This window comes from Comamonas sp. A23 (genome assembly GCF_004522605.1).
GTDB lineage: Bacteria > Pseudomonadota > Gammaproteobacteria > Burkholderiales > Burkholderiaceae_C > Comamonas > Comamonas thiooxydans.
The window spans coordinates 47506-69866 of the sequence record NZ_RSDT01000013.1 but is presented as its reverse complement, the minus strand read 5'-3'; the positions used below and the strand labels follow the sequence as shown (position 1 = coordinate 69866).

Here is a 22361-nt window from a genome sequence, read left to right as displayed (position 1 = left end):
TTAATGAGAATGATTCTTGTTTTTATGTTACAGCATGATGCATAGAAATTCCACCATCAGGAATTCATTCCCATATGCGGAAAATAAGAACAACACTGAAAAGATGTATGCGTACCGGGGGTGCCTTCCACCCGAAAGGAGCCGGTATCATCGAGACCAGCGGCGCCCGGGCGCCCACCTGCGATGCTCCAAGTACAGGCAAGGAAGCCGAGCCTTTGAAAACAACAACACCTCAGACAACCGCCGGGGAGAAACGCTCCGGCACCATCCAGTCGGTCTCGATCGCCGCCCGCTTCCTCATGGTCCTGGCCAATGCCGAAAGCGAGCTGGCGCTTGGCGAGGTGGCAAGGCGCACCGGAACGGGGGGCTCCACGGCCCACCGCTACCTGCAAAGCCTGGTCAAGGAAGGTCTGGCAAGACAGGACCCGGCCAGCGGCCTCTACGACCTGGGCAGCGCGGCACTGAGCATCGGCATTGGCGCGCTCAAGCGTGTGGATGCGGTGGAAATTGCGGCGCAGCATATGAAGTCGCTGACACACCAGCACGCGCTCAGCGGCGGCGTGGCCATCTGGACCGATCGCGGGCCGACCCTGGTACGCTGGTACCGAAGCGCCTACTTCTCTATCAATCCGCTGGCGCTTGGCGACATCCTTCCCATAGACAACACCGCCTGCGGTCTGGTGTTCCAGGCCTTCCTGCCCAAGGCCACCATCGACGCCGCGCGCCGCCAGCAACCCGCCCATTTCCGCGGCAAGCCACCGACCAAGGCCGTGCTTGATGAAGTGCGCGAGCGCTGCTGGTCCGAATTGACCAGCCACCTTCTGTCCAACGTCACGGGCCAGGCAGCACCGGTGTTCGACGCACAGCATGAGATCGCCTGCGCGGTCACCACTGTCTCTGACCTGGGCCAGCTCAAGTCGCCCGACGACAGGCATGCGCTGCTGCGCGAAGCCAGCCTGATCAACCAGGCCACAGGCGGACGAGCCTTTGGCTCAGACTCTCCCTAGAAGCGACGCGCAGGAAGATACCCAGGCGCTTCAGCCTTCCATCGCATGCACCGCCTTGCGCCCTCTTGGCACCACCAGAGGAGTCCCGGTCACAGGGTCAGGAATGATCACCGATGACAGGCCGAACACCTCCTCGACCAATTGCTCGGTAAAGATCGCTCCGGGCTTGCCCTGTGCGGCGATGCGCCCGTCGCGCATGGCGATCAGGTGTGAGGCGTAACGGCAGGCCTGGTTGAGATCGTGCAGCACCGCAATCACGGTGCGGCCGGCCCGGTTGATGTCCGCCAGCAGCTCCAGCAACTCGATCTGGTGTGCAATGTCCAGAAACGTCGTGGGCTCGTCCAGCAACAGGATGGGCGTCTGCTGCGCCAGCACCATCGCAATCCACACACGTTGGCACTGCCCGCCTGACAACTCGTCCAGAAGCCGGTCCGAAAGGGCCATCACATCAGTGGCCTGCATGGCCTCGGCCACCGCCTGCTCGTCGACATCCGTCCACTGCTTCAGGAAAGACTGATGGGGGTAGCGCCCACGCGCCACCAGGTCTGCCACCGTGATGCCCTCGGGCGCGATCGCGCTTTGCGGCAGCAATCCCAGGCGCCGCGCAACCTCCTTGGCAGGCCATTGCGCGATATGCCTGCCATCCAGGATGACCCTCCCTATGGTCGGTGCCAGCAGGCGCGAGAGCGCGCGCAGCAGGGTGGACTTGCCGCAGGCGTTCGGCCCCACGATGACGGAAAAGGAGCCATCGGGAACAGCAAGGGACAGGCCCTGCGAAATGGTGCGCTCGCCGTAGCGCAGCGTCACTGCATCAGCACTCAGTCGATATGTCATGGCCGGTCATGCCCCACAAGCAATAGGTTCTTAGGCATTACAAATTCGGAATGCATTCTACAATGAGGAATACCCTGAAGAACCTTGACCTTGGTGTACTCGGCCCTGTCACGGTCAGATCGATATGAACAGACTAAAACTTACCGCCCTGGGGGCGGCTGCTGCACTGTCCGTGCTGGCCGGTATCGCGCTCATGCAGCGCAACGCCGTCCACGAGGCCGGCGCCACGCAGCAGGCTTCTCTACCGCAGCGCATCGTGTCCACCTCGCCCAGCGTGACGGGCATCCTGTTGGCCATCGATGCCCCCGTGGCGGCAACCGCAGCCACCACGCCCAGCCGGTTGACCGACGACAAGGGCTTTTTCTCGCAATGGGCCCACGTTGCCGACGAGCGTGGCGTACAGGTGCTCTACCGCAACCTGCAGTTCGACATCGAAGCCGTCCTGGGCGCCAACCCTGATCTGCTGGTGGCCTCTGCCACCGGCGCCGACAGCGTGGCCCAGCACCGTTCCGAGCTGCAGGCCCAGGGCGTTCCCATGGTCGTGGTCGACTACTCCAGCCAGTCCTGGCAGGACATCGCCACGCAGTTGGGCAGCATCACCGGTCGCACGAAGGAGGCTGCGGCGGCGATTGCCCGCTTCGATGCCCACGTCGCCCAGGCCGCCGCATCCATCACGCCTCCTGCCAAGCCGGTCAGCATCGTCGCCTACAACCTGGCCGGCAGCTACTCAATAGGCCGAGCCGCCAGCCCGCATGCACGACTGCTGGCCGCGCTGGGCTTCAAGGTGGAAGGCCTTCCGCCCACGCTGGCCGCTCAGGTGACGCGTTCCTCGGACTTTGAATTCATTTCCCGCGAAAACCTGTCGGCCGCCATCACCGGGGATGCCGTCTTTCTGCTGGGTGCCTCGCAAAGCGATGTCCAGGCCTTCCTGGACGACCCGCTGCTGGCCAACCTTCCCGCCGTCGCCGGTCGGCGCGTCTATTCGCTGGGGCCGACATCGTTTCGCATCGACTACTACTCCGGGCAACAGATGGTCGATGCCGTGGCCAGCCATTTCCACTGAGCCATGCGCGCATTGCTCCAGAGCGCGGTAGCTCGGCCCGCTCCACACTCGCACCTGCGCCGCAGGCGCAGCCTGGGCCTGGCGGGCGGCACGCTGGCGCTGGGTATCGTCGCCGTGCTCAGTATCACCGTGGGCTCGCGCGACATCGCGCTGGCCGATATCCTCGCCGCGCTGCGCGCGCCCGACCTGGGCGATGACCGGCACCTGGTCGTCAGCCTGCTGCGTGTGCCGCGTACCGTGGTTGCCATCCTGGCCGGCATGGCCCTGGGCGTTGCTGGCGCGCTCATGCAGGCCGTGACCCGCAATCCCCTGGCCGAGCCGGGCCTGCTGGGTGTCAATGCCGGCGCAGCCCTGGCCGTGCTGATCGGCATGACGGCCCTCGACCTGACAACCGTGGCCCAGTATGTCTGGTGCGCCTTTGCGGGAGCGGGGCTGGCCGGCGCGGCCGTCTTCGCGTTCGGTCAGTCCCGGGGGGCGGGCACGCACCCCGTGCGCCTGGTGCTGGCCGGGGCCGGCCTGTCCGTCATGCTCACCTCCAGCGCGGGCATCATCCTGCTCAATGCGCCCCCGGAAGTCTTTGACGGCTTCCGACACTGGGCGGCCGGTTCACTGGAGGGCAGCGGCTACGCCGGCGCCGCCGTGCTGGTGGCCGCCGTGGCGGCGGGGCTGGCGGCGGCCTGGTCCATTGTCGGCCAGCTCAACGCCATGGCGCTGGGCCATGACCTGGGCCTGGCGCTGGGCGTCAATGTCCGCGCCACCGCTCAACTGGCCTGCCTGGCGGTCATGCTGCTGGCCGGTGCAGCCACGGCAGCCGTGGGTCCTATCGCCTTCGTCGGCCTGGTGGCCCCGCATCTGGCCCGCCTCTCGTCCGGGCCCGACTACCGCTGGATCCTGCCGCTGTCCGCGCTCTACGCTGCAGTGCTGCTGCTGGGTGCCGACGTGCTCGGCCGCGTCGTCGCAGCGCCTGCCGAAGTGGCTGCGGGCATCGTCGCCTGCCTGATCGGCGGGCCGTTCTTTGTCTGGGTGGCGTACAGAAACCGGTTGAGCAGGCTATGAAGGCGTCCGTGAAGACTTCGGTACTGCGCTGGGGCCCATATTCGTTCCGCTGGCGGCCAAGGCCGCTGGCCGTGGGCATGGCACTGGTCGTGCTGACCCTGATGCTGGGTGCGTTGCTGCTGGGCACGGGAACCCTGTCGCTGAGTCCGACCGAGGTGCTGAACAGTCTGCTGGGCACGGGCGCCAGCCCCGCCGCCGAGCGCGTGGTTCTGCGCGTGCGGCTGCCGCGCGTGCTCACGGCGGTCTTCGTGGGTGCGGCGCTGGGCATGGCCGGTGCCATCTTCCAGTCCGTCTCCCGCAATGCGCTGGGCTCGCCGGACGTGATCGGCTTCACCACGGGCGCAGCCAGCGGGGCAATTGCGCTGATCGTACTGGGCGATGCCGGGCCACTGTGGATATCGCTGGCCGCCGTGCTGTCGGGCATGGCCACGGCGGCGGTGGTGCTCGCGCTGTCCAGCGGCCGGCGCGTGGCAGGGGGCTACCGGCTGGTGCTGGTGGGCATAGGCGTAGGGGCCACGCTCTCGGGCCTGAACACCATCCTGCTGGTCATGGGCGATCTGGACCGGGCCGTCTCCGCACAGCGCTGGCTGGCCGGCTCGCTCAGTGCGCGGACCTGGGCGCATGTCGTGCCAGCCACATTCAGCTTCGTCGCCATCGTGCCGGTCGTGCTGCTGTGTGCCCGCCGCATCAACCTTCTGGAACTGGGCGATGACGCCGCCACCCAGCTCGGCGTCAACGTAGCGCGCACCCGGCTGATCATGGTGATGTGCGCCGTTGCCCTGACGGCCATCGCCACGGCGGCGGCCGGGCCCATCGCGTTCATCGCGCTGGCAGCGCCCCAGGTGGCCAGGCGCCTGGGCCTGTCACCTGATGTACCTCTGTTCACGGCCGCAGCCATGGGCGCCGTACTGCTGCTGGCGGCCGACCTGCTCAGCCAGTGGGCGCCGGTGCGCCTGCATCTGCCTATTGGGCTGGTGACGGGCTTGCTGGGTGGGGTGTATCTGCTGTGGCTGCTTTTTCGTTCCCGCAAAGGCTAGGAGTGCGACAGCAGAGGTTGAGACAGCACTTCTATCTCTCTTCGAGCCATCGCCCTGAATAGTCGTACGACATCATGCGATCTGGATAGAAAAAGGGCTCCTAACTTTACAGTTAGGAGCCCTTTTAGATTGGTCGGAATGGCGGGATTCGAACTCGCGACCCCTTGCACCCCATGCAAGTGCGCTACCAGGCTGCGCTACATTCCGTGTCGATGACGCTATTGTAACCGATTTTCGACCATCTTTTGGGAAGGCTGCAACTCAAGCAGTTGCTCGATTCTCAGCCACGACGGTCATCTGGCGCTGCAGGTTTCATAGCAAACCCCTCAGCGACCTTAGAATCGGCATTGAAAAAGGCCTGTGATTTTCATCACAGGCCTTTTCAATTTGGTCGGAATGGCGGGATTCGAACTCGCGACCCCTTGCACCCCATGCAAGTGCGCTACCAGGCTGCGCTACATTCCGTGTCGATGGGATGAATTATAGGGAGGAAAAACACCCTCCCCGGGGAAAACGCGCACTTTTTTCAAAAAAGTATTGAACTGGTGCTGAAAGCTGCAGGCCTGATATCAACGCACGCCCGGCCGCACAAGCGCTCAGCATACTCCGGTCAATTGCAAGCCCTGCGCAGACTGACCAGGACTGCCCAAGGGAACGACAAGAGTGGGCGCTTCAGCGATTCCAGGCAGGCATCCATCGCCGAGTCACTCTTGTTCCATCCGCTGACGCGGTCATCCCCGAACCTCCTGATCAAACCTGGTCCACCAGGAATGACTGTTATTCCTTGATCACGAAACCCTCAGTACTCACTCTCGCTCAGCTGGCTTCACCCAGCCGCTTTGTACGGCAATATCGATAGCACCAACACGGTGCATACAAGAGATTTCCCTGAGTCCTTGAGGTAAAAAAACCACTGTCATATCGCTGAAAAGATGATTTCATCGGCATCCGCGGAACTGCAGAGCAAGCTGTATACAAACCCCCGCTATATTTCAAAACGTAAATCCAATATCTAACTCGAGAGGACACTCATGAAGACTGCTTTTATCGCCATGGCTGCAGCCCTGGCCTGCTCCGGCGCCGCTTTTGCCCAGAGCAATGTGCAACTGACCGGACTGGCCGATATGTATGCCGGCTCGGTCAAAATGGCCGGCCAGGATCGCAAGGGCGTTGTTGGCTCCGGCGGCATGACCACTTCCTGGTGGGGCCTGAAGGGCACGGAAGACCTGGGCGGCGGCCTGAAGGTCGATTTCAACCTCACCGCCTTCATGCGCATGGACACGGGTGAACCCGGCCGCTTCCCCGGCGATACCTTTTTCTCGCGCGATGCCAACATCGGCCTGAACGGCAATTTCGGCCGCATCGGCCTGGGCCGCGACAAGGCGCCCAACTTCCTGCCCACCATTCTGACCAACCCCTTCGGCGATTCCTTCACCATCTCGCCTCTAGTGCTGCACGCGAACACGCCCACCGCAGCCTGGGGCGGCAACCGCCTGACAACGCCCGCCGACACCGGCTGGAGCAATATGCTGGTCTACACGACACCTAGCTTCGGCGGTCTGACTGCCAATGTCTACTACCAGTTCGGCGAGCAAACGACTCCTGGCAACAAGAGCAAGAAGAACGTCGGCGTGAACGCCCTGTACTTCAACGGTCCTCTGAGCCTGACGGCCTTCTACGAGCGCGACCAGATCACCAACCCCGGCAGCGGCACAGTCATGCCCACCAAGAGCGACTGGATGGTCGGCGGCAGCTACAACTTCAACGTCGTGAAGCTCTACGCCACCTACGGCCAGGCCAAGGTCAAGGATCTGGATAGCAAGAGCAAGACCTACTCGCTGGGTCTGGACATTCCTGTCTCCGGTACCCCCGGTACTGTCAAGGCCGCCGTGGCCCGCACCAAGTACGAAGCGGCCACCGACGCCACCCGCACCACAGCGACCCTGGGCTACGACCACTTCCTGTCCAAGCGCACCGATGTCTACACCGCTCTGATGTATGACCGCGTGACCGATGCCAATCCCAAGACCGGCACCAGCCTGATCGCCGGTATCCGTCACCGCTTCTAAGCACCGGGTTTGAGCGAGCCTCTGGCTCGCCATCCACTCAAAAGCGAGGCTCAGGCCTCGCTTTTTCATTTTCAATCCGGTGGCCGGCCTGTTCACTTGGGTGCGGATGTCTCCAGAAGCTTCAGCCGACGCTGCAGCTGCGCCTGCTTTTCCACATCGCCGCCCTGCTGCGCTGCCTTGAGTTGCAGCAGAAGCCAGGCCATCAAAGGCCTGCGCCAGCCTTGCTCCGAAGCGGTATCGACGCCTTGCCGCAGTAGGTCAGGCACCGCAGCGCCGCCACGCAGCAGCACACCCGCAGCCACCAGTCTCGATAGCGGATCCTTGATCTCAGCCACGGCAGTACCACCTGCGCCGCCACCGAGCAGTTGCCGCGCCACGGCACGCTGCGCCTCGGGCAAAAGCTCTATATCACCGGCTTGCGGACTCGCCTGCAGATAGCGGGCATAGGCCTGCTCTGGCTTGCCCGCATCCTGCGCCAGCGCCTCATAGGCCGGGCAACTGTTCCAGTCCAGGCTGGCCACCTGCGCCGCGCAGCGCATCAGCTCCAGCTTGGCGGCCTGCGCGGGCTGGCCGGTGCTTGCCACTGCATCACGCGCCTTCTGCCACTGCAGCGCCTCCACGCGCTGATGCCCTTGCAAATAGGCCTGAGTAGCTTTTTGCGCCGCAGCTTCGGCACTCAAGGCCCAATCCGGTGCCGGGGCTTGGTTGCCACAGGCCGAAATCGCCATGACGGATATAGCAGCTATCACTCTCCCACATTGACCCAGAGTCTGCTTTTGGTTGATTTTTTGCGTCATGGCAGCTTCAACTCCGGCTTGTGGGAAAACGGCCATTTGCGCTGCAGATCGTTGAGCACAGACTCCAGCCTCAGCAGATTGCTTTCGACCTCGGCGCGCAGCGCACCCAGGTCGGTCGAGGCCTCGCGGGCATTGCTGCCCACCACCTGCATATCGGCCAGTACGGCATCGACCTTGGCCATGCTTTTGCGCGTATCGGCCAGCAAGCCGTTGAGCTGCTCCATGGTGGCCTTGACCTGAGGCATCACGCCATTCGCATCAAAGACCTGGCTGTCGGCGCGCGCCACCATGCGGTCCATGCGTCCGAGCAGGGAGTTGGCGCGCTCCAGCATCTGGCCGACCTTCTTCGCTTCCTCGTCGCTGCCCAGCACCGCTCCGAGAACCCCGCCCTGGCCCTGCATGCGCTCGGCCAGCTTGCGCACTTCGGCCAGTGATCCGCCCAATGCCGAATCCGTGGCGGTCAGTGCCGCCACATTGGCCAGCACCTCCTTGGCGGAATTGATGATCTGGGGCAGCTCTGCCGTGGCGTCGCCGCTGAGCACGGGCCGCACGGAATCCGGCGGCAGTGGCGCATCGCCCAGCATGCCGGTATAGGCCTTGATGGTGGTGCCGCCCACCAGTCCCTTGACCAGCGTGAACACGCTGGACTGGCGCAGCCAGTGGGCATCCTTTTCGGTCACATCGACCAGAATGCGAACCGAGCCGTCCTCGGCCAGCTCTATCTTGCGCACGCGGCCTATGGGAAAGCCCGAGAACGTCATGTCCATGCCCACGATCACGCCCTCGGAGTCATCGGCCGTCAGCACCAGACGCTGCGTGGGCTCGAACACTCCACGCGCGTAGAGCAGATAAGCGGCAGCACTCAGAATCAAGACCAGGGTCAGCGCCAGCAGCGCGGCTGCCTTGGCACGCAGATGTGCGACGGGTTTGAGGCTGAGCAACTCCTCGTCGATCAGTTGCTCCTCGGCCATACGCGTTTCGCTCATGGCTCCATCCTTTTCAGTAATAGTTGCCCATGAGCGAGATCACCTCGATCAGGAGCAACACGGCAAACATGCGTGCAAAGCCACCCAGCTCCGCCCCACCCTGCCTGTGCCGCGCAACAGGCGTGTACATGGCAGAGGCCAGCGGCATGACGGCCACCGTGAGGCTGAAAAACCAGGTCTTGAGCACAAACACCAGCGTCAGCGACGGCGTGAAGATCTGGCCGAAGATGCGCGTGTAGGCAGCAAACCCGGCCAGACTGAAGCCATAGACGCTCAGATACACGGTGACCAAGGCCACGATGCAGCTGAGCGCAGCCAGCGTGACGGCCGCAAACACGCCCGCCGCAGCGCGCGGCACCAGTGCCGCACGGACAGGATCAATGCCTTGCGTCTTCCACTTCGCGAGCTGGCCCTGCATACGCATCTGCACCACCTGCACGCCGGCCGGAATGGTGCAGCGCATGGCCACAAACAGTGCGGCCGTCAGCGGTATCAGCTCGATCACCATCACTCGCACCACCAGATCCAGCGCATAGCGCGACAGACCGTAACTTTGTGCGGTAACAATGACGATGCGCGCAATCACCGCACACAACAAGGCCGCCAGCGCGGTAAAACCTGTGAGTATGGGGGCGGTCTGCGCAAACATCTGCTGGGCCAGCATGGCCCGCCCGTGCTTCTGGTAGCTGGATGGCGACATGACCAGCACCAACAGCACGGCTGTCAGATAAATGCTGCGCCACCACGCCAGGGCCTGCGCGCCCAGCGCGGCCCAGATCCGCCCCGGCAGCTTGATGGTGGTTTCACTCCAGCTCATGCAGGAATGATAGCGTCCACTTTAGGGTACGGGCGCAGCCGCCACGGTTGCCGCCTGTCAGACATGGCGCTTTGCCGCAGCACTGCCCTGCAAGCCTTCGGGCAAGGGCTCATCGGCCTGTGCATGCAAGGCCTCGATGATGTGACAAAAGCTGTCCGAGCCGTCGCACTGGCTGCGCAGCTGCATGAGCTCATGCTCCAGAGCCTGCAGCTCGGCCAGCCGCTCGCGCACATGACCCAGATGGGCGTCCAGGGTTTTGTTGGCAGCCACGCAATCGGCCTTGCGCGCACCATCGAGCGCCAGCAGGGTACGCACTTCGTCGAGCGACATATCCATGGCCCGGCACAGCCGAATAAAACGCAGCCTGTGAACATCGCCATCGGTGTAGAGCCGGTACTGATTGTCCTCGCGCATGCCGGGCGAGAGCAGTTGCTCCTTTTCGTAGTAGCGGATATTGGCCGCAGCAATGCCGGAACGTTTGGCTGCCTCGCCAATGCGCCAGCGCGGAATATCGTGCGAATCGAGGGACATGCTTGACCTTGAAGTGACTTTATTGTTTTCAATACTGCCATGAAGCAAGAAAGCCTGTCCACCCACGCCCATGGCGGCGGCCACAATGGTCATTCACACGATCACGATCATGCTCATCCGCATGAACATGTGCCAGCCACGTCGAAACCTATTGCCGCCACAGCCACATCGGCCTGCGGAACCGGCTGCTGCGCACCGTTTTCCATCAGCGAGCCAGCCAAGAGCCAGGCTCACGATGAGGGTGACGGTCATGACCATGCTCACGACCATGGCGTGCTGCCCGGCTGGCCGCGCATCTATGCCGCTCTGGCCGCAGCTCTGGCGGCAGAGGCCTGCCACTGGTTTGGCGGCGACGGCGCCAACCCCACGCTTCAATATCTGGGCATGGCGCTGGCCGTGCTGGGCATAGCGCTGTCGGGCCTGGGCGTCTACAAGGCCGGCCTCAAGGATGTGCTGCGCTTCAAGCTCGGCATTCATGCCCTGATGGCCGTGGCCGTCACGGGCGCCTTCATCATCGGCCAGTGGCCCGAAGCTGCCATGGTCATGGCGCTCTATGCGGCGGCCGAGCGCATCGAAGACCAGGCCATGGACAAGGCCCGCCTGGCCATCCGCAATCTGCTGCAGCTGGCGCCAGAGACCGCCGATGTGCTGCAGCCCGACGGCAGCACCCAGCGCATGGCCGCCAGCGAGGTGCCTTTGGGCGCCGTGCTGCGTGTGACGCCAGGCGCTCGCGTCCCACTCGACGGCCTGGTCACCGAGGGCCAAAGCTCGGTCAATCAGGCCCCCATCACGGGCGAGAGCGCGCTGGCGCACAAAGGCCCGGGCGACGAGCTGTATGCAGGCTCCATCAACCAGGACGGCGAGTTGCACCTGCGTGTAACTGCACCGGCCAGCGACAGCCTGATTGCGCGCATCGTCCATGCCGTGGAGCAGGCGCAGTCCTCCAAGGCTCCCACACAGCGCTTTGTCGACCGCTTCGCCGAGGTCTACACCCCCATCGTGCTGGTGCTGGCGATTGCCCTGGGCCTGCTCGCGCCCTGGCTGCTGGACTGGAGCTGGCATCAGGCCGCTTACCAGGCCCTGGCCCTGCTGGTCATCGCTTGCCCCTGTGCCCTGGTCCTGTCCACCCCGGTCACCGTGGTCAGCGCGCTCACGGCTGCTGCCAAGCGCGGTATTCTCATCAAGGGAGGCAGCGCACTGGAATCGGCTCGCCAGCTCAAGGCCATCGCACTCGACAAGACCGGCACGCTGACCACGGGCTCACCCAAGCTGGTGGACTGGCAGAACTGGAATGCTGCGAGCGGCGATGAAGCCGCAGCCCGCGCCTATGCTCTGGCATCGCGCTCCGACCACCCGGTATCGCGCGCGATTGCCCAGGGGCTGGAGACCCAGGTCGGCAAGGACTTTGCCGAAGCACAGCAATTGCAAGCCCTGCCCGGCCGCGGCGTGCAGGCCCAGATCGACGGTGAACGCTGGACGCTGGCCAATCTGCGCTGGGTGGGCGAGCAAGGCTGGGACAGTGCCGAACTCCAGGCCGCGCTGATGCTGCAGGAGCAACAGGGCCGCACCGTCACCCTGCTGGCCAATGAACAGGGCGTGCAGGCGCTGTTTGCCGTGGCCGACCCGCTGCGCCCGCAGGCCAAGGCGGCCGTGGCCCAGTTGCAGGCGCTTGGTGTCAAACCCATTGTGCTCAGCGGCGACAACAGCGCCACCGTGCGCACGGTGGCCGCAGAAGCGGGCATCAGCGATGCGCGCGGCAATATGCTGCCCGAGGACAAGCTCAAGACCCTGAGCGAGCTGCAGCGCGACATCGGCCCCACGGCCATGACAGGCGACGGCATCAACGACGCGCCGGCGCTGGCCCAGGCCGATATAGGCTTTGCCATGGGCGGCATGCATGCCACCGACATGGCCATGGAGACCGCCGATGTGGTGCTCATGAACGACGACCTGCGCCGCATCCCCGAGGTGGTCGATCTCTCGCAGCGCGCGCACAGCGTGCTCTGGCAGAACATCAGCCTGGCCCTGGGCATCAAGCTGGCCTTCTTCATTCTGGCCGTCAGCGGCAATGCCAGCATGTGGCTGGCCGTGCTGGCCGATATGGGCGTGAGCCTGCTGGTGGTCGCCAATGGCCTGCGCCTGCGCCATTGGGGGAACAGGCCTGAAAACATATGAAATTCGACCTTAGCCCTTGATAGGCAAGCGCAAGCAGCTATCTAATTTACGATTTACTGCACCGGGCGGGGAACTAAACCCGCCCTTCGCTATCATTCACCCCATGCGTCGCTTTTTCTCTCTGTTCATGATTTTGCTGCTGGCCCTGCGTGGCCTGGCAGGCGATGCCATGGCCATGGAGCAGAACACCAACCAGGCCCATCACATGGGACATGCGCTGGTGCAGACGCAAAGCCTGGACGAAGTGGCCGCCATGGCAGAGGCTTCGAACCACGCGCATGCAAGCCTCACGGCCGACGCACAGCCGCATCACGACATGGCCGCGTCCCACAAGGCAGGCCCTGCAGGGGCCGTCAGCTGCAGCGCCAATGCCGCCGACAGCGACTGCCACCAGCATGAAGGCCATTGCACGGCCTGCGGCATCTGCCACTCGACGCTGGCCAACCCCGAATTGCTGACACTTCACTCCAGCCTCCCTCTGGCCGCCCAGCCGGCCCATGGTGCAGCGCGCTTTGCCAGCGCCGCGCCTGCCGACCTCGTCAAACCACCGATTTCTGCGCTCTGACGCCCTAGGTGCGTCCGCATTTTGATAGCAACCACGTGCTAGCTGTCTAGTTTCGAGCCGTCAAACGCTCAAGACTGCGGACCTTCTCCCGGTTTTAGACGACAGGAATCCTCTATGCGCCACGCGCATCCTCTTTCTTTGACAGCCATGGCTTTGCTCATGGCCGGCGTCAGCCCGCCAGTCCTGGCCCAGACGCCCGAGCTGGCTCCGCCGGCCGCCCAATCCCCAGCCAAGGGCAACCGCGTTTTCGATCCCGACGCTCCTACGCTGGCGCTGCAGCATCAGCCATTCGCGGCCGGTGCTGCCATCGTGAACCAACCCGGCGACTGGAAGGCCGCCAATGCTGCCGTGGGCGAGTTCCCGCGCGGCCATGGCGATGTGCTCAGGTGGGAGAAATCCCAGGGCAATGCCTCCGGCCCAGCCCCGGACAGCGGTGCGCCCGCACATCAGCACCATCACGGAGTCCAGCCATGAAGCGCCTTGCATTCAAAGCCGCGCCATTGCTCGCCGCACTGGCGCTGGCTGGCTGCGCCAGCATCTCGCCCGACGGACTGCGCGGCAACGTGGCCAGACATACCGAAGGCAGGCTGCCCGCGGGTGCACAACTGCCGTCGCCGGACGCGCAAGCCCTGCAGGATGCGCAGACCCAGATTGCCGACTGGCTCAAAGCCCCTGTCGATGCCGACACCGCCGTGCGCATCGCCCTGCTCAACAACCCCGGTCTGCAGGCCCAGCTGGCGCAGCTTGGCATTGCCGACGCGCAGCGCGTGCAGGTCCTGACACTGCCCAACCCCAGCTTTACCTTCGGCCGCTTTCGCAACGGCCACGAGCGCGAAATCGAGCGCCAGCTCAGCTTTGGGCTGGTGCAGCTCATCACCCTGCCCTGGCGCAGCCGCTGGCAGGGCTGGCAGATGGAACAGGCCACGCTGACGGCCGCCCAGCAGGTGCTGCTGCTGGCCTCCGACACGCGCCGCGCCTGGCTGCGCGCCGTGGCCGCCGAGCAGGCTCTGGTCGCCAACGAACGCATGCACGAGGCAGCGGCCCTGGGCGGCGAGCTGGCACGCCGCATGGCCCAGGTCGGCAACTTCAGCAAGATGGACCAGGCCAGAGAGCTGGCCCAGCAGCAGCAGGCCTCCGCCCAGCTAGCACGCGCGCGTCTGAACGCCCAGCTGGAACGCGAGCAGCTGGCCCGCCGCATGGGGCTGTGGGGCGAGCAGTTGGCCTACAAGCTGCCCGAGCAACTGCCCGCCTTGCCCAAAGCCACCGAGCTGCGCGGCGGCGATGACGCCGAAGCCACCGCCCTGCGTCAGCGGCTGGATCTGGGCGCTCTGCGCCGCGACCTTGATGTGACCGCCGGCCGCCAGGGCTGGGCCACGATTGGCACCATCTTTGGTGATATCGGCGCCAGCTACAGCAACAACACCAGTACTGAACGCGCCACCGGCCACAGCGACAAGACCCAGGGCTGGGAGTTCGACGTGCCGCTGCCGCTGTTTGACTGGGGCTTTGCCGCGCGCGGCATGGCACGCAACCAGGTGCTGCGCAGCGCATCGCTGCTGCGAGACAACGCCATACGCGCACGCAGCGAAGCCCGCAGCAACTGGCTGGCCTACCGCACGGCTTACGACCTGGCCCAGCAGCAGCAGGCCGAGGTTCTGCCCTTGGCCAAGCTGATGCAGGAAGAAACCGTCTACCGCTACAACGGCATGTTCATGAGTGTGTGGCAGTTGTTGGCCCAGGCCCGCAGCACCACGCAAGCGGTGGTGACCGCCACCGAGTCACAGCGCGACTTCTGGCTGGCCGAGACCGATCTGCGCCTGGCCCTGACAGGCACATCGCCAGGAACCACCCCCACCGTCAACACCAGCGCAGCGCCCGCTGCACAAGCCGAAGCAGGTCACTGATATGCAACGCCGATCCTTTTTCACTGGCGCTGCCACTGCAGTGGCAGCCGCCACGACTTCAATGGCCGTCAGCCGGGTTGCCATGGCGGCCCTGCCCGAGCCCGTCATGCAAGGCAGCGCCGACACGGCTGCGCCTTTGACGCCGCCCAACGGTCGCCCCTACCAACCCGTGGTCACGCTCAACGGCTGGACCACGCCCTGGCGCATGAATGCGGGCGTCAAGGAGTTCCACCTCGTGGCCGAGCCCGTGGTGCGCGAGGTGGCGCCCGGATTTTTCGTCAATATGTGGGGCTACAACGGCCAGTCGCCGGGCCCCACGATCGAAGTGGTGGAAGGCGACAAGGTGCGCATCTTCGTCACCAACCGCCTGCCCGAGAGCACCACCATCCACTGGCATGGCCAGCGTCTGCCCAATGGCATGGACGGTGTGGGCGGGCTGAACCAGCCCCACATCCCGCCGGGCAAGACCTTCGTCTATGAGTTCGAGGCGCGCCGCCCCGGCACCTTCATGTACCACCCGCATTCGGATGAGATGGTGCAGATGGCCATGGGCATGATGGGCTTGTGGATCACCCACCCCAAGACAGCCCACCCGCTGATCGACAAGGTGCAGCGCGACTATGCCTTCCTGCTCAGCGCCTATGCGGTCGAGCCCGGCACCATGACACCGCGCATCAACGAGATGACGGATTTCAATATCTGGACTTTCAACAGCCGCGCCTTCCCCGCCATCAGCCCACTGGTGGCTCGTCAGGGCGACAAGGTGCGCATCCGCGTGGGCAATCTGACCATGACCAACCACCCCATCCATATCCACGGCCATGAGTTCGAGGTCACGGGCACCGATGGCGGCCCCGTTCCAAAGTCCGCCCGCTGGCCCGAGGTGACAACGGATGTGGCCGTGGGCCAGATGCGCCAGGTGGAATTCATTGCCGACGAACCCGGCGACTGGGCTTTCCACTGCCACAAGAGCCACCACACCATGGGCGCCATGGGTCACGACGTGCCCACCATGATCGGCGTGGACCACCGCGGCCTGGTGGGCAAGATCCAGAAGATCGTGCCCGACTACATGCTGATGGGCGAGCGCGGCATGGGCGATATGGGCGCCATGGAAATGCCTTTGCCCGACAACACCTTCCCCATGATGACCGGCCAGGGCCCTTACGGCCCCATCGAAATGGGCGGGATGTTCACCAGCTTCAAGGTACGCAAAAACCTGGGTGCCAACGACTACAAGGACCCCGGCTGGTACCAGCAGCCCAAAGGGACCCGTGCCTATGAATGGCAGGGCGCACCTTTCGATGCCAAGGCCCCCCGCCAAAGCACGCCCGGCACCGCCCCCGGTGCCGCCACCGTACGCAAACCCGAAACCGGCCCCGCCACGGGTGCACACACCCAGCACTGACGCCAGGAGACTCCCATGAAGACTATTTATTTCATAGCTGCCTGCACTTTGGCAGCAAGCGCTGGCGCTAGTTTTGCGCATGAAAACAACGCCCATGCCAGCGGTCCCGTGATCAAGGAGCAAAAGCCCTGGGGCATTGCAGCCGAGGCAAGAGAGGCCCGGCGCACCATCACCATCGAGATGACGGACGACATGCGCTTCAGCCCCAGTCATCTCAGCGTGAAAAAGGGCGAAACCCTGCGCCTGCGCGTGGTCAACAAAGGCCTTCTCATGCACGAGATGGTGCTGGGCACCCGGGCATCGCTCGATGAGCACGCGCAGATGATGCTCAAGTACCCCGGCATGGAGCATGCCGAACCCTATATGGCCCATGTCGCCGCAGGCCAGACCGAAGACATGGTCTGGAGCTTCAACCGCGCAGGCGATTTCGACTTCGCCTGCCTGATCGCCGGCCACTACCAGGCTGGCATGACGGGGCGCATCACCGTCACCGAATAACGCAAGAAAGGACTACCCATGAACAACAGCAACCGCCGCCACGCCCTGCATCTGCTGGCAGCCGCCGCAGCAATGGCCACCCTGCCCGCACTGGCCAGCAAGGCTACAGCGCCCGCCAAGATCCCCATGGAAGTCTGGAAAGACCCGAACTGCGGCTGCTGCAAGGACTGGATTGCCCTGATGGAGCAGGCTGGCTTCGCCGTCAAGGTGTACGACGTGGGCAACAGCGCCGTACGCGCCAAACTGGGCCTGCCTACCCGCCTGGGTTCCTGTCATACAGCCCTGGTGGGCGGGTATCTGATCGAAGGCCATGTGCCTGCCGCCGATGTGCACAAGCTGCTGAAGCAAAAACCCAAGGCGCTGGGCATCGCCGTACCGGGCATGCCCATTGGCAGTCCCGGCATGGACGGCCCCGAGTACGGTGGCCGCAAAGACCCCTACGACGTGCTGCTGGTCACCCAAAGCCTGATGCGCAGCGATGTCAGCACCTCGGTCTTCACCAGCTATCGCGGCTGACCCCCTCAATTCAGGAGAACATGATGAGAAACCTCTTTCACACCACTTTGGCAGCCCTGAGCCTGGGCTTTGCGCTGACCACTCCCGCGTTGGCGCAGGATCACTCGGCACACGCCGGTCACGGCGCAGCAGCCGGCACTTCTGCAACCGCACCTGCAGCTCAGGCCGACGCATTGACCGCCGGTGAAATCACCCGCGTGGACAAGCGCACAGGCAAGCTGACGATTCGCCACGAAGAAATCAAGAACCTGGACATGCCTCCCATGACCATGGTGTTTGCGCTGGCGGACGCCAGCCAGTCCAACGACTTCAAAGCCGGTGACAAAGTGCTGTTCCGCGCCGAGGACAAGGATGGCTCGCTGATCATCACCCGCATCCAGCCAGCGTCCTGATGCAGTCTCGCCGTTGAGACGATGACGATGCCATGCAAGCATGGCATCGTCGTCACGTCAGCGCCCCGTGGGCGGTGCAGCGGCATGCCCTGCCACGCGCTCCAGTACATCCCCGGGCACATCACGACCGCTGTGCACCAGCAGATCACAGGCATTGCGACCCTGAGCATCTCTGCGCCGAAGATCGATCCCGGCCGACCAGAACCAGCGCACAGCCTCCCACGCGCCATGGTCCACAGCCAACAGATATGGGGTGCGGCCCTTGTCATCCCCGGTCTTGTCAAGGTTGGCCCCCGCCTGCCGCAGCACTTGCAGCATCTCTGTGCGCCCGTTGAAGGCCGCCCAGGCGGTGGCGGTCATGCCCGTTGCCAGACTCACCTGATCCAGCGGACTGCCTTGCTCCACCAGCCATTGGGCCGCGGCATCGTTGCCACAATTGAGGGCAGTGATCAGCGCATTGAGACCTGTGCTCTTTTGCACATAGGCGATATCGTCACCGTCCCTCAGGCGCAACTCCAGCGCAGCAATATCGCCTTTTTCAGCGGCCTTGAGCAGTTTCATACTCATTTCAGTACATCCATTTCCTGATCAGCGCCCGCCCAAAGCGCTTTTCCAGCAGCACTTCGGCCTGCTCATCGCCATCATCCCGCCCCTGGGCCACGGCGTGACTGCGGCATAGCGACATCAAGGCTAGCGCGTCCAGATAGTCGCCCACATCGTCGAACATACGGGTCAGCAAGGGGCTGCTGTCATGGTCCAGATACCAGACAGAGCCATCGCAGCGGTCAAAGCACCAGAGATTGCCATTGCCCAGGTAGTCCCCGAACACCACCAGCTCGCTCAACTGCGCCTCCAAGGCCAGCGCCTGTTGCGACGCACTCATCTCCACAATATCGGCGATGCCCGGGAACACGACTTGCACCGAACCGATGGCATCCATGTCTGCATCCGGCGCCATCAGATCAAAGCGCGGACTCAGCAAGCGCTCGGCCCAGTCCAGCACACCGAGCTGCAACAGATAGTCACGCAAGGACTGGGGAAGAGCGCAACCCAGGCGCCATTCGCACAGGCGCAGCTCGGCCCGGCTGAAGGGCTTGACTTGAGCCGGCTCTTCGTCCATCCAGGCATGGGCCTGCAGGCCTTGATACCAATGGGCCAGCCGCTGATCGAGCGAAGCATCGGCGGGCAGCCAATGCGGCTCGGGCAGGTCGGCCTCATCCCACACATCATGGTTTTCTACAAAGCGCTGGCTGCGCCCGAACTCGGCCTGCAGAAAACAAGACCATGCCACCGCGTCCGATGGTGAAGGCCAGTGCATCTGAGCGAGCACCGCCACCGGCATCCACGGCACATAGCCCATGCGCGGCACCTCATTCGCATCGCGCGCCACAAAGCGCAAAGCAGGCTGTGTTAGCAGATCTGCTGACGGGGACTGATGTGGCGCATCGAGCTGGGCAGCGGCATCGGCGGGCAGATCCACCCAGTCGCCCAGCGCCAGTTCGGGCAATGCCTGTACCAGCGTAGGCAGGTCTTTGAAGATTTTCATGCTGACTGTGTTTTTTAGGTGCATGGGTGCTCAGGGCTTAGACTGCGCGTCCTATGTTGACGCTAGAGCAGTTTCACTCCGGGCTGGCCAATGGTTCACTGGCCCGCGCACACCATATCAGGCTCTGCGATGGGCTGACCGAGTTCCCCGCCGCGCTTTATCAGCTGGCCGATACGCTGGAGATCCTCGATCTGTCGGGCAACCGGCTCAGCACCCTACCCGATGATCTGACGCGTTTTGCGCGGCTGCGCATTCTGTTTGCCTCGAACAATCCGTTCAGCGAACTGCCCCGCGTGCTGGGCCGCATGCCGCAACTCGAAATGGTGGGCTTCAAGGCCTGCCGCATTGCGCATGTACCCGAGGACAGCCTGCCGGCGCGTCTGCGCTGGCTGATTCTCACGGACAACCGCGTTCAGCGGCTGCCCGAATCCATGGGCCAATGCACGCGTCTGCAAAAGCTCATGCTGTCATGCAACCAGCTGAGGCAGTTGCCCCGGAGCCTGGAGCATTGCCAAGCGCTGGAGTTGCTGCGCATGGCAAGCAATCGTTTCGAAGATGCTCCTGAAGTCATCTTCCGGCTGCCACACCTAGCATGGCTGGCGCTTGCAGGCAATCCAATGACTCAAAAACAGGAGCTGGATACGCTTTCAGGGCATGGGATTGAGCCAATTTTCTATCAAAATCTGCAGATCACCGGCAAGCTGGGCGAAGGCGCCAGCGGCCATATCTACCGCGCCAGCCTCAACGGACAGGAGCTGGCACTCAAGGTTTTCAAGGCCGCCCAGACCAGCGACGGCACGCCGCAATCCGAACTGGCAGCAGGCATTGCCGCAGGACAGCATCCTCATCTGCTGACGCCACTGGCGCAGGTTCTGGGCGCTCCTGACGGGCAAATGGCCACGGCCCTGCCCCTGTTGGATTCAGCCATGCAGCCGCTAGCCGGTCCGCCCAGCTTCGACAGCTGCACACGTGATGTCTATGACCCCGAACTACGTCTGCAAACCGGCGTAGCCCAGCAGCTGCTGCAAGGCATACGCTCTGCCATCACCCATCTACACGGCCGTGGTCTGCTGCATGGAGATCTGTACGCCCACAATATCCTGTGCAACCTGCAGACCGGGCAGGCCGTGCTCAGCGACTTTGGGGCCGCTGCGCTTTTGCAGGGCCTGCCCGAAACGCAGAAAGCGCAGCTGCAGCAGATTGAGCTGCGTGCGCTGCGCTATCTGGAGGATGAGGTTCAGGCTCTTGTCGGCTGAGTCTTACTGCAAGAATGCGGGCTTGGCATAACCCGCAAACTTACTGTCCACCACGCCCTTGAACTCGGCGGACTTGTAGGCTGCAGCCAGATCCTTGGCCCATTGCGCATCCTTGTCCTTGGTCTTGACGGCCACGATGTTCAGATAATGCTCGGGCGTTTTTTCCAGCAGCACCGAATCTGAAAGCTTCAGGCCCGAGGAGATCGCAAAGTTGCCGTTGATGATGGCGTACTGTGCATCATCGAGCGCGCGCGGCAGATGAGCCGCATCCAGGGGCACGAGCTTGATCTTCTTGGGATTGGAGGCCAGATCCAGCTCAGACACGCGCAGCGGGTTCACGCCTTCCTTGAGCCTGACCAGACCCGCCTGCTGCAGCAGCAGAATGCCCCGAGCCAGATTGCTGGCGTCGTTGGGCAGGGCAATGCGATCGCCCTCCTTCAGCTCGGCCAGACTTTTGCGCTGCTTGCTGTAGACGCCCATGGGCGCAATCGGCCCCTGTACCAGGGCCGTCAGATCCAGCTTGCGGTCACCCTTGAACTGGTTGAAATACACCTCGTGCTGGAAGAAATTGGCATCCAGCGAACCGTCGGCCAAAGCCAGGTTGGGCTGGACATAGTCGTTGAACTCCACCAGGCGAACCTTGTAGCCCTTCTTCTGCAGAATGGGAACTATGCCGTATTGAAGCTGGTCGATGTTGGAGCCGGCCGTGCCACCGATGACCAGTTGCTTTTTGCCGGCGTCCTGGGCTGCGGCCTGCAGGGCACCCATAGCCAGAGCGGCTCCCGCCAGCAGGGCGGTGGCCAGAAGACTGCGGCGGCGGTGCGCTACGGAAAAAAGAGTGGTCATGCTTTGCTCCTCGTTGATGTACTGTGTTTTGATATCAAAGGTCTGACTCTGCATCCATGCAGAGGCCTTTGCAGTATCCAGACAGGGAGAGCAAATTCCAACCAATAAAAACCCATGCTCTTATTTGCTTTTCATCTAAAACCGGCAAATCCACGAGCATGAAAAAAGGGCCGCATCGCGGCCCTTGGCGTCTTCAGTCCAACCCCATCACTTCAGGAAAGCAGGCTTGGAGTAGCCGGGGAACTGGCTGTCCACCACGGCCTTGAACTCTGGCGAGCGGTAGGCAGCAGACAGATCCTTGGCCCACTGGCTGTTTTCGTTGCCGGTCTTCACGGCCACCACGTTCAGGTACAGATCGGGAGTCTTTTCCAGCACCACGGCCTCGCTCAGCTTCAGACCCGAGGAAACGGCAAAGTTGCCATTGACCACCACATAGTCAGCATCTTCGAGCACACGCGGCAACTGGGCTGCCTCCAGCGCCACAAACTTGAGCTTGTGGGGATTGGCGGCCAGATCCAGCTCGGAGATACGGGCCGGGTTCACCCCTTCCTTGACCTTGACGAGGCCTGCCTGCTGCAACACCAGCAATGCACGAGCCAGGTTGCTGGGGTCATTGGGCAGAGCCACCTTGGCGCCGCTCTTGATATCGGCCAGAGACTTGTGCTTTTTGCTGTACACGCCCATGGGTGCCACCGGGCCCTGAGCAATCGCAGTCAGCGCCAGCTTGCGATCCGTGGTGAACTGATCGAAATAGGCACGGTGCTGGAAGAAATTGGCATCCAGCGAACCGTCGGACAGCGCCAGATTGGGCTGAACATAGTCATTGAACTCGATCAGCTTGATCTGATAGCCCTTTTTCTGCAGCTGAGGCACTATGCCTTTTTGCAGCAAGTCATAGTTGGAGCCGGCGGTGGCGCCAATCAGCAGGTTCTTCTTGGCCTGGTCCTGCGCCAGAACAGGTACACCGGCAGTCGCCAGCAATGCTACTGCGGCAGTGGCCAGAACGGCACGGCGGCTGGCGGCAAAAGAAAAATGGGCGGGCATGGATCACTCCTTGA

23 protein-coding genes and 2 tRNA genes are annotated in these 22361 nt (G+C 63.4%); 14 read left to right on the top strand and 11 right to left on the bottom strand.

Going from position 1 to position 22361, the window contains the following annotated elements:
* Positions 1 to 107: 107 nt before the first annotated feature.
* Positions 108 to 1007, top strand: coding sequence for an IclR family transcriptional regulator (locus EIC84_RS22795; RefSeq protein WP_034356617.1), 900 nt, complete (start codon positions 108 to 110; stop codon positions 1005 to 1007).
* Between the two features lie 30 nt (positions 1008 to 1037).
* On the opposite strand, the gene EIC84_RS22790 is transcribed toward EIC84_RS22795, so the two are convergent.
* Positions 1038 to 1841: an ABC transporter ATP-binding protein gene (locus EIC84_RS22790; protein WP_034361651.1), complete on the bottom strand. Its 804-nt coding sequence runs from the start codon at positions 1839 to 1841 to the stop codon at positions 1038 to 1040.
* 124 nt (positions 1842 to 1965) lie between these two features.
* Between EIC84_RS22790 and fepB the strand changes: the two genes are divergently transcribed.
* Genes fepB through EIC84_RS22775 form a run of 3 tightly spaced genes read left to right on the top strand, consistent with a single transcriptional unit; the run spans position 1966 to position 4997 of the window.
* A complete protein-coding gene (fepB, locus tag EIC84_RS22785) occupies positions 1966 to 2904 on the top strand; it encodes a Fe2+-enterobactin ABC transporter substrate-binding protein (RefSeq protein ID WP_034361653.1) in 939 nt (312 codons plus the stop codon).
* A 3-nt stretch (positions 2905 to 2907) separates the two neighbouring features.
* Entirely contained in the window at positions 2908 to 3960 is a 1053-nt protein-coding gene (locus tag EIC84_RS22780) for an iron ABC transporter permease (RefSeq protein ID WP_003063364.1), read from the top strand.
* Positions 3957 to 4997, top strand: coding sequence for an iron chelate uptake ABC transporter family permease subunit (locus EIC84_RS22775; protein WP_003063366.1), 1041 nt, complete (start codon positions 3957 to 3959; stop codon positions 4995 to 4997). Before EIC84_RS22780 ends, EIC84_RS22775 begins: the two co-directional genes overlap by 4 nt.
* A gap of 130 nt (positions 4998 to 5127) precedes the next feature.
* On the opposite strand, the gene EIC84_RS22770 is transcribed toward EIC84_RS22775, so the two are convergent.
* Both EIC84_RS22770 and EIC84_RS22765 read right to left on the bottom strand, forming a co-directional pair.
* Positions 5128 to 5204 (bottom strand) — tRNA-Pro (locus EIC84_RS22770).
* Positions 5205 to 5385: 181 nt separating this feature from the next.
* Positions 5386 to 5462: transfer RNA gene (locus EIC84_RS22765), tRNA-Pro, on the bottom strand.
* A gap of 566 nt (positions 5463 to 6028) precedes the next feature.
* Between EIC84_RS22765 and EIC84_RS22760 the strand changes: the two genes are divergently transcribed.
* Positions 6029 to 7066, top strand: a complete 1038-nt coding sequence (locus EIC84_RS22760; protein ID WP_003063368.1) for a porin — start codon at positions 6029 to 6031, stop codon at positions 7064 to 7066.
* 92 nt (positions 7067 to 7158) lie between these two features.
* Here the strand turns inward: EIC84_RS22760 and EIC84_RS22755 are convergent, their stop codons facing one another.
* From EIC84_RS22755 to EIC84_RS22740, 4 genes are read right to left on the bottom strand one after another with little or no spacing between them, the layout of a single operon-like run.
* Positions 7159 to 7863 carry a hypothetical protein gene (locus EIC84_RS22755; protein ID WP_034361655.1) on the bottom strand — a complete coding sequence of 235 codons (705 nt, stop codon included), beginning with the start codon at positions 7861 to 7863 and terminating at the stop codon, positions 7159 to 7161.
* Positions 7860 to 8849 carry an MlaD family protein gene (locus EIC84_RS22750; RefSeq protein WP_003063372.1) on the bottom strand — a complete coding sequence of 330 codons (990 nt, stop codon included), beginning with the start codon at positions 8847 to 8849 and terminating at the stop codon, positions 7860 to 7862. The genes EIC84_RS22755 and EIC84_RS22750 overlap by 4 nt, the downstream gene beginning before the upstream one ends.
* 13 nt (positions 8850 to 8862) lie before the next feature.
* Positions 8863 to 9666: an ABC transporter permease gene (locus EIC84_RS22745; RefSeq protein WP_003063374.1), complete on the bottom strand. Its 804-nt coding sequence runs from the start codon at positions 9664 to 9666 to the stop codon at positions 8863 to 8865.
* Between the two features lie 57 nt (positions 9667 to 9723).
* Positions 9724 to 10197, bottom strand: coding sequence for a Cd(II)/Pb(II)-responsive transcriptional regulator (locus EIC84_RS22740; RefSeq protein WP_003063377.1), 474 nt, complete (start codon positions 10195 to 10197; stop codon positions 9724 to 9726).
* 39 nt (positions 10198 to 10236) lie between these two features.
* Between EIC84_RS22740 and EIC84_RS22735 the strand changes: the two genes are divergently transcribed.
* The 8 genes from EIC84_RS22735 (at position 10237) to EIC84_RS22700 (ending at position 17655) form a co-directional block, all read left to right on the top strand.
* Positions 10237 to 12372, top strand: coding sequence for a cation-translocating P-type ATPase (locus EIC84_RS22735; protein ID WP_003063379.1), 2136 nt, complete (start codon positions 10237 to 10239; stop codon positions 12370 to 12372).
* A 103-nt stretch (positions 12373 to 12475) separates the two neighbouring features.
* Complete coding sequence (locus EIC84_RS22730) at positions 12476 to 12937, top strand: hypothetical protein (protein WP_003063381.1); 462 nt, start codon at positions 12476 to 12478, stop codon at positions 12935 to 12937.
* 147 nt (positions 12938 to 13084) lie between these two features.
* The gene (locus EIC84_RS22725) at positions 13085 to 13411 is read left to right on the top strand and encodes a hypothetical protein (protein WP_370456518.1); all 327 of its coding nucleotides are present in this window, start codon (positions 13085 to 13087) and stop codon (positions 13409 to 13411) included.
* Positions 13408 to 14841, top strand: coding sequence for a TolC family protein (locus EIC84_RS22720; RefSeq protein WP_003063384.1), 1434 nt, complete (start codon positions 13408 to 13410; stop codon positions 14839 to 14841). Before EIC84_RS22725 ends, EIC84_RS22720 begins: the two co-directional genes overlap by 4 nt.
* Position 14842: 1 nt before the next feature.
* Positions 14843 to 16249, top strand: a complete 1407-nt coding sequence (locus EIC84_RS22715) for a multicopper oxidase family protein (protein ID WP_034361657.1) — start codon at positions 14843 to 14845, stop codon at positions 16247 to 16249.
* 15 nt (positions 16250 to 16264) lie between these two features.
* The gene (locus EIC84_RS22710; RefSeq protein ID WP_003063389.1) at positions 16265 to 16747 is read left to right on the top strand and encodes a plastocyanin/azurin family copper-binding protein; all 483 of its coding nucleotides are present in this window, start codon (positions 16265 to 16267) and stop codon (positions 16745 to 16747) included.
* Between the two features lie 18 nt (positions 16748 to 16765).
* Positions 16766 to 17263 (top strand): DUF411 domain-containing protein, encoded by a 498-nt coding sequence (locus tag EIC84_RS22705; protein WP_003063391.1) that lies wholly within the window; start codon positions 16766 to 16768, stop codon positions 17261 to 17263.
* Positions 17264 to 17286: 23 nt separating this feature from the next.
* Positions 17287 to 17655 (top strand): copper-binding protein, encoded by a 369-nt coding sequence (locus EIC84_RS22700; RefSeq protein ID WP_003063394.1) that lies wholly within the window; start codon positions 17287 to 17289, stop codon positions 17653 to 17655.
* A gap of 57 nt (positions 17656 to 17712) precedes the next feature.
* Here the strand turns inward: EIC84_RS22700 and EIC84_RS22695 are convergent, their stop codons facing one another.
* Together EIC84_RS22695 and EIC84_RS22690 are read right to left on the bottom strand one after the other, a co-directional pair.
* Positions 17713 to 18222, bottom strand: a complete 510-nt coding sequence (locus EIC84_RS22695) for an ankyrin repeat domain-containing protein (protein ID WP_034361659.1) — start codon at positions 18220 to 18222, stop codon at positions 17713 to 17715.
* Position 18223: 1 nt separating this feature from the next.
* The gene (locus tag EIC84_RS22690) at positions 18224 to 19201 is read right to left on the bottom strand and encodes an SMI1/KNR4 family protein (RefSeq protein WP_003063398.1); all 978 of its coding nucleotides are present in this window, start codon (positions 19199 to 19201) and stop codon (positions 18224 to 18226) included.
* Between the two features lie 53 nt (positions 19202 to 19254).
* Here EIC84_RS22690 and EIC84_RS22685 point away from each other — a divergent pair, with 53 nt between their 5' ends.
* Positions 19255 to 20457 carry a leucine-rich repeat-containing protein kinase family protein gene (locus EIC84_RS22685; protein ID WP_003063399.1) on the top strand — a complete coding sequence of 401 codons (1203 nt, stop codon included), beginning with the start codon at positions 19255 to 19257 and terminating at the stop codon, positions 20455 to 20457.
* Between the two features lie 3 nt (positions 20458 to 20460).
* On the opposite strand, the gene EIC84_RS22680 is transcribed toward EIC84_RS22685, so the two are convergent.
* Both EIC84_RS22680 and EIC84_RS22675 read right to left on the bottom strand, forming a co-directional pair.
* Complete coding sequence (locus tag EIC84_RS22680; RefSeq protein ID WP_034361679.1) at positions 20461 to 21303, bottom strand: MetQ/NlpA family ABC transporter substrate-binding protein; 843 nt, start codon at positions 21301 to 21303, stop codon at positions 20461 to 20463.
* A 207-nt stretch (positions 21304 to 21510) separates the two neighbouring features.
* Positions 21511 to 22347 (bottom strand): MetQ/NlpA family ABC transporter substrate-binding protein, encoded by an 837-nt coding sequence (locus tag EIC84_RS22675; protein WP_003063402.1) that lies wholly within the window; start codon positions 22345 to 22347, stop codon positions 21511 to 21513.
* Positions 22348 to 22361 lie beyond the last annotated feature (14 nt).

Excerpts from the sequence above, each read along its gene's own strand:
- EIC84_RS22795 (WP_034356617.1), top strand. The coding sequence starts at position 108 with ATGCGTACCGGGGGTGCCTTCCACCCGAAAGGAGCCGGTATCATCGAG.
- EIC84_RS22790 (WP_034361651.1), bottom strand. The coding sequence starts at position 1,841 with ATGACATATCGACTGAGTGCTGATGCAGTGACGCTGCGCTACGGCGAG.
- fepB (WP_034361653.1), top strand. The coding sequence starts at position 1,966 with ATGAACAGACTAAAACTTACCGCCCTGGGGGCGGCTGCTGCACTGTCC.
- EIC84_RS22780 (WP_003063364.1), top strand. The coding sequence starts at position 2,908 with ATGCGCGCATTGCTCCAGAGCGCGGTAGCTCGGCCCGCTCCACACTCG.
- EIC84_RS22775 (WP_003063366.1), top strand. The coding sequence starts at position 3,957 with ATGAAGGCGTCCGTGAAGACTTCGGTACTGCGCTGGGGCCCATATTCG.
- EIC84_RS22760 (WP_003063368.1), top strand. The coding sequence starts at position 6,029 with ATGAAGACTGCTTTTATCGCCATGGCTGCAGCCCTGGCCTGCTCCGGC.
- EIC84_RS22755 (WP_034361655.1), bottom strand. The coding sequence starts at position 7,863 with ATGACGCAAAAAATCAACCAAAAGCAGACTCTGGGTCAATGTGGGAGA.
- EIC84_RS22750 (WP_003063372.1), bottom strand. The coding sequence starts at position 8,849 with ATGAGCGAAACGCGTATGGCCGAGGAGCAACTGATCGACGAGGAGTTG.
- EIC84_RS22745 (WP_003063374.1), bottom strand. The coding sequence starts at position 9,666 with ATGAGCTGGAGTGAAACCACCATCAAGCTGCCGGGGCGGATCTGGGCC.
- EIC84_RS22740 (WP_003063377.1), bottom strand. The coding sequence starts at position 10,197 with ATGTCCCTCGATTCGCACGATATTCCGCGCTGGCGCATTGGCGAGGCA.
- EIC84_RS22735 (WP_003063379.1), top strand. The coding sequence starts at position 10,237 with ATGAAGCAAGAAAGCCTGTCCACCCACGCCCATGGCGGCGGCCACAAT.
- EIC84_RS22730 (WP_003063381.1), top strand. The coding sequence starts at position 12,476 with ATGCGTCGCTTTTTCTCTCTGTTCATGATTTTGCTGCTGGCCCTGCGT.
- EIC84_RS22725 (WP_370456518.1), top strand. The coding sequence starts at position 13,085 with ATGGCTTTGCTCATGGCCGGCGTCAGCCCGCCAGTCCTGGCCCAGACG.
- EIC84_RS22720 (WP_003063384.1), top strand. The coding sequence starts at position 13,408 with ATGAAGCGCCTTGCATTCAAAGCCGCGCCATTGCTCGCCGCACTGGCG.
- EIC84_RS22715 (WP_034361657.1), top strand. The coding sequence starts at position 14,843 with ATGCAACGCCGATCCTTTTTCACTGGCGCTGCCACTGCAGTGGCAGCC.
- EIC84_RS22710 (WP_003063389.1), top strand. The coding sequence starts at position 16,265 with ATGAAGACTATTTATTTCATAGCTGCCTGCACTTTGGCAGCAAGCGCT.
- EIC84_RS22705 (WP_003063391.1), top strand. The coding sequence starts at position 16,766 with ATGAACAACAGCAACCGCCGCCACGCCCTGCATCTGCTGGCAGCCGCC.
- EIC84_RS22700 (WP_003063394.1), top strand. The coding sequence starts at position 17,287 with ATGAGAAACCTCTTTCACACCACTTTGGCAGCCCTGAGCCTGGGCTTT.
- EIC84_RS22695 (WP_034361659.1), bottom strand. The coding sequence starts at position 18,222 with ATGAGTATGAAACTGCTCAAGGCCGCTGAAAAAGGCGATATTGCTGCG.
- EIC84_RS22690 (WP_003063398.1), bottom strand. The coding sequence starts at position 19,201 with ATGAAAATCTTCAAAGACCTGCCTACGCTGGTACAGGCATTGCCCGAA.
- EIC84_RS22685 (WP_003063399.1), top strand. The coding sequence starts at position 19,255 with ATGTTGACGCTAGAGCAGTTTCACTCCGGGCTGGCCAATGGTTCACTG.
- EIC84_RS22680 (WP_034361679.1), bottom strand. The coding sequence starts at position 21,303 with ATGACCACTCTTTTTTCCGTAGCGCACCGCCGCCGCAGTCTTCTGGCC.
- EIC84_RS22675 (WP_003063402.1), bottom strand. The coding sequence starts at position 22,347 with ATGCCCGCCCATTTTTCTTTTGCCGCCAGCCGCCGTGCCGTTCTGGCC.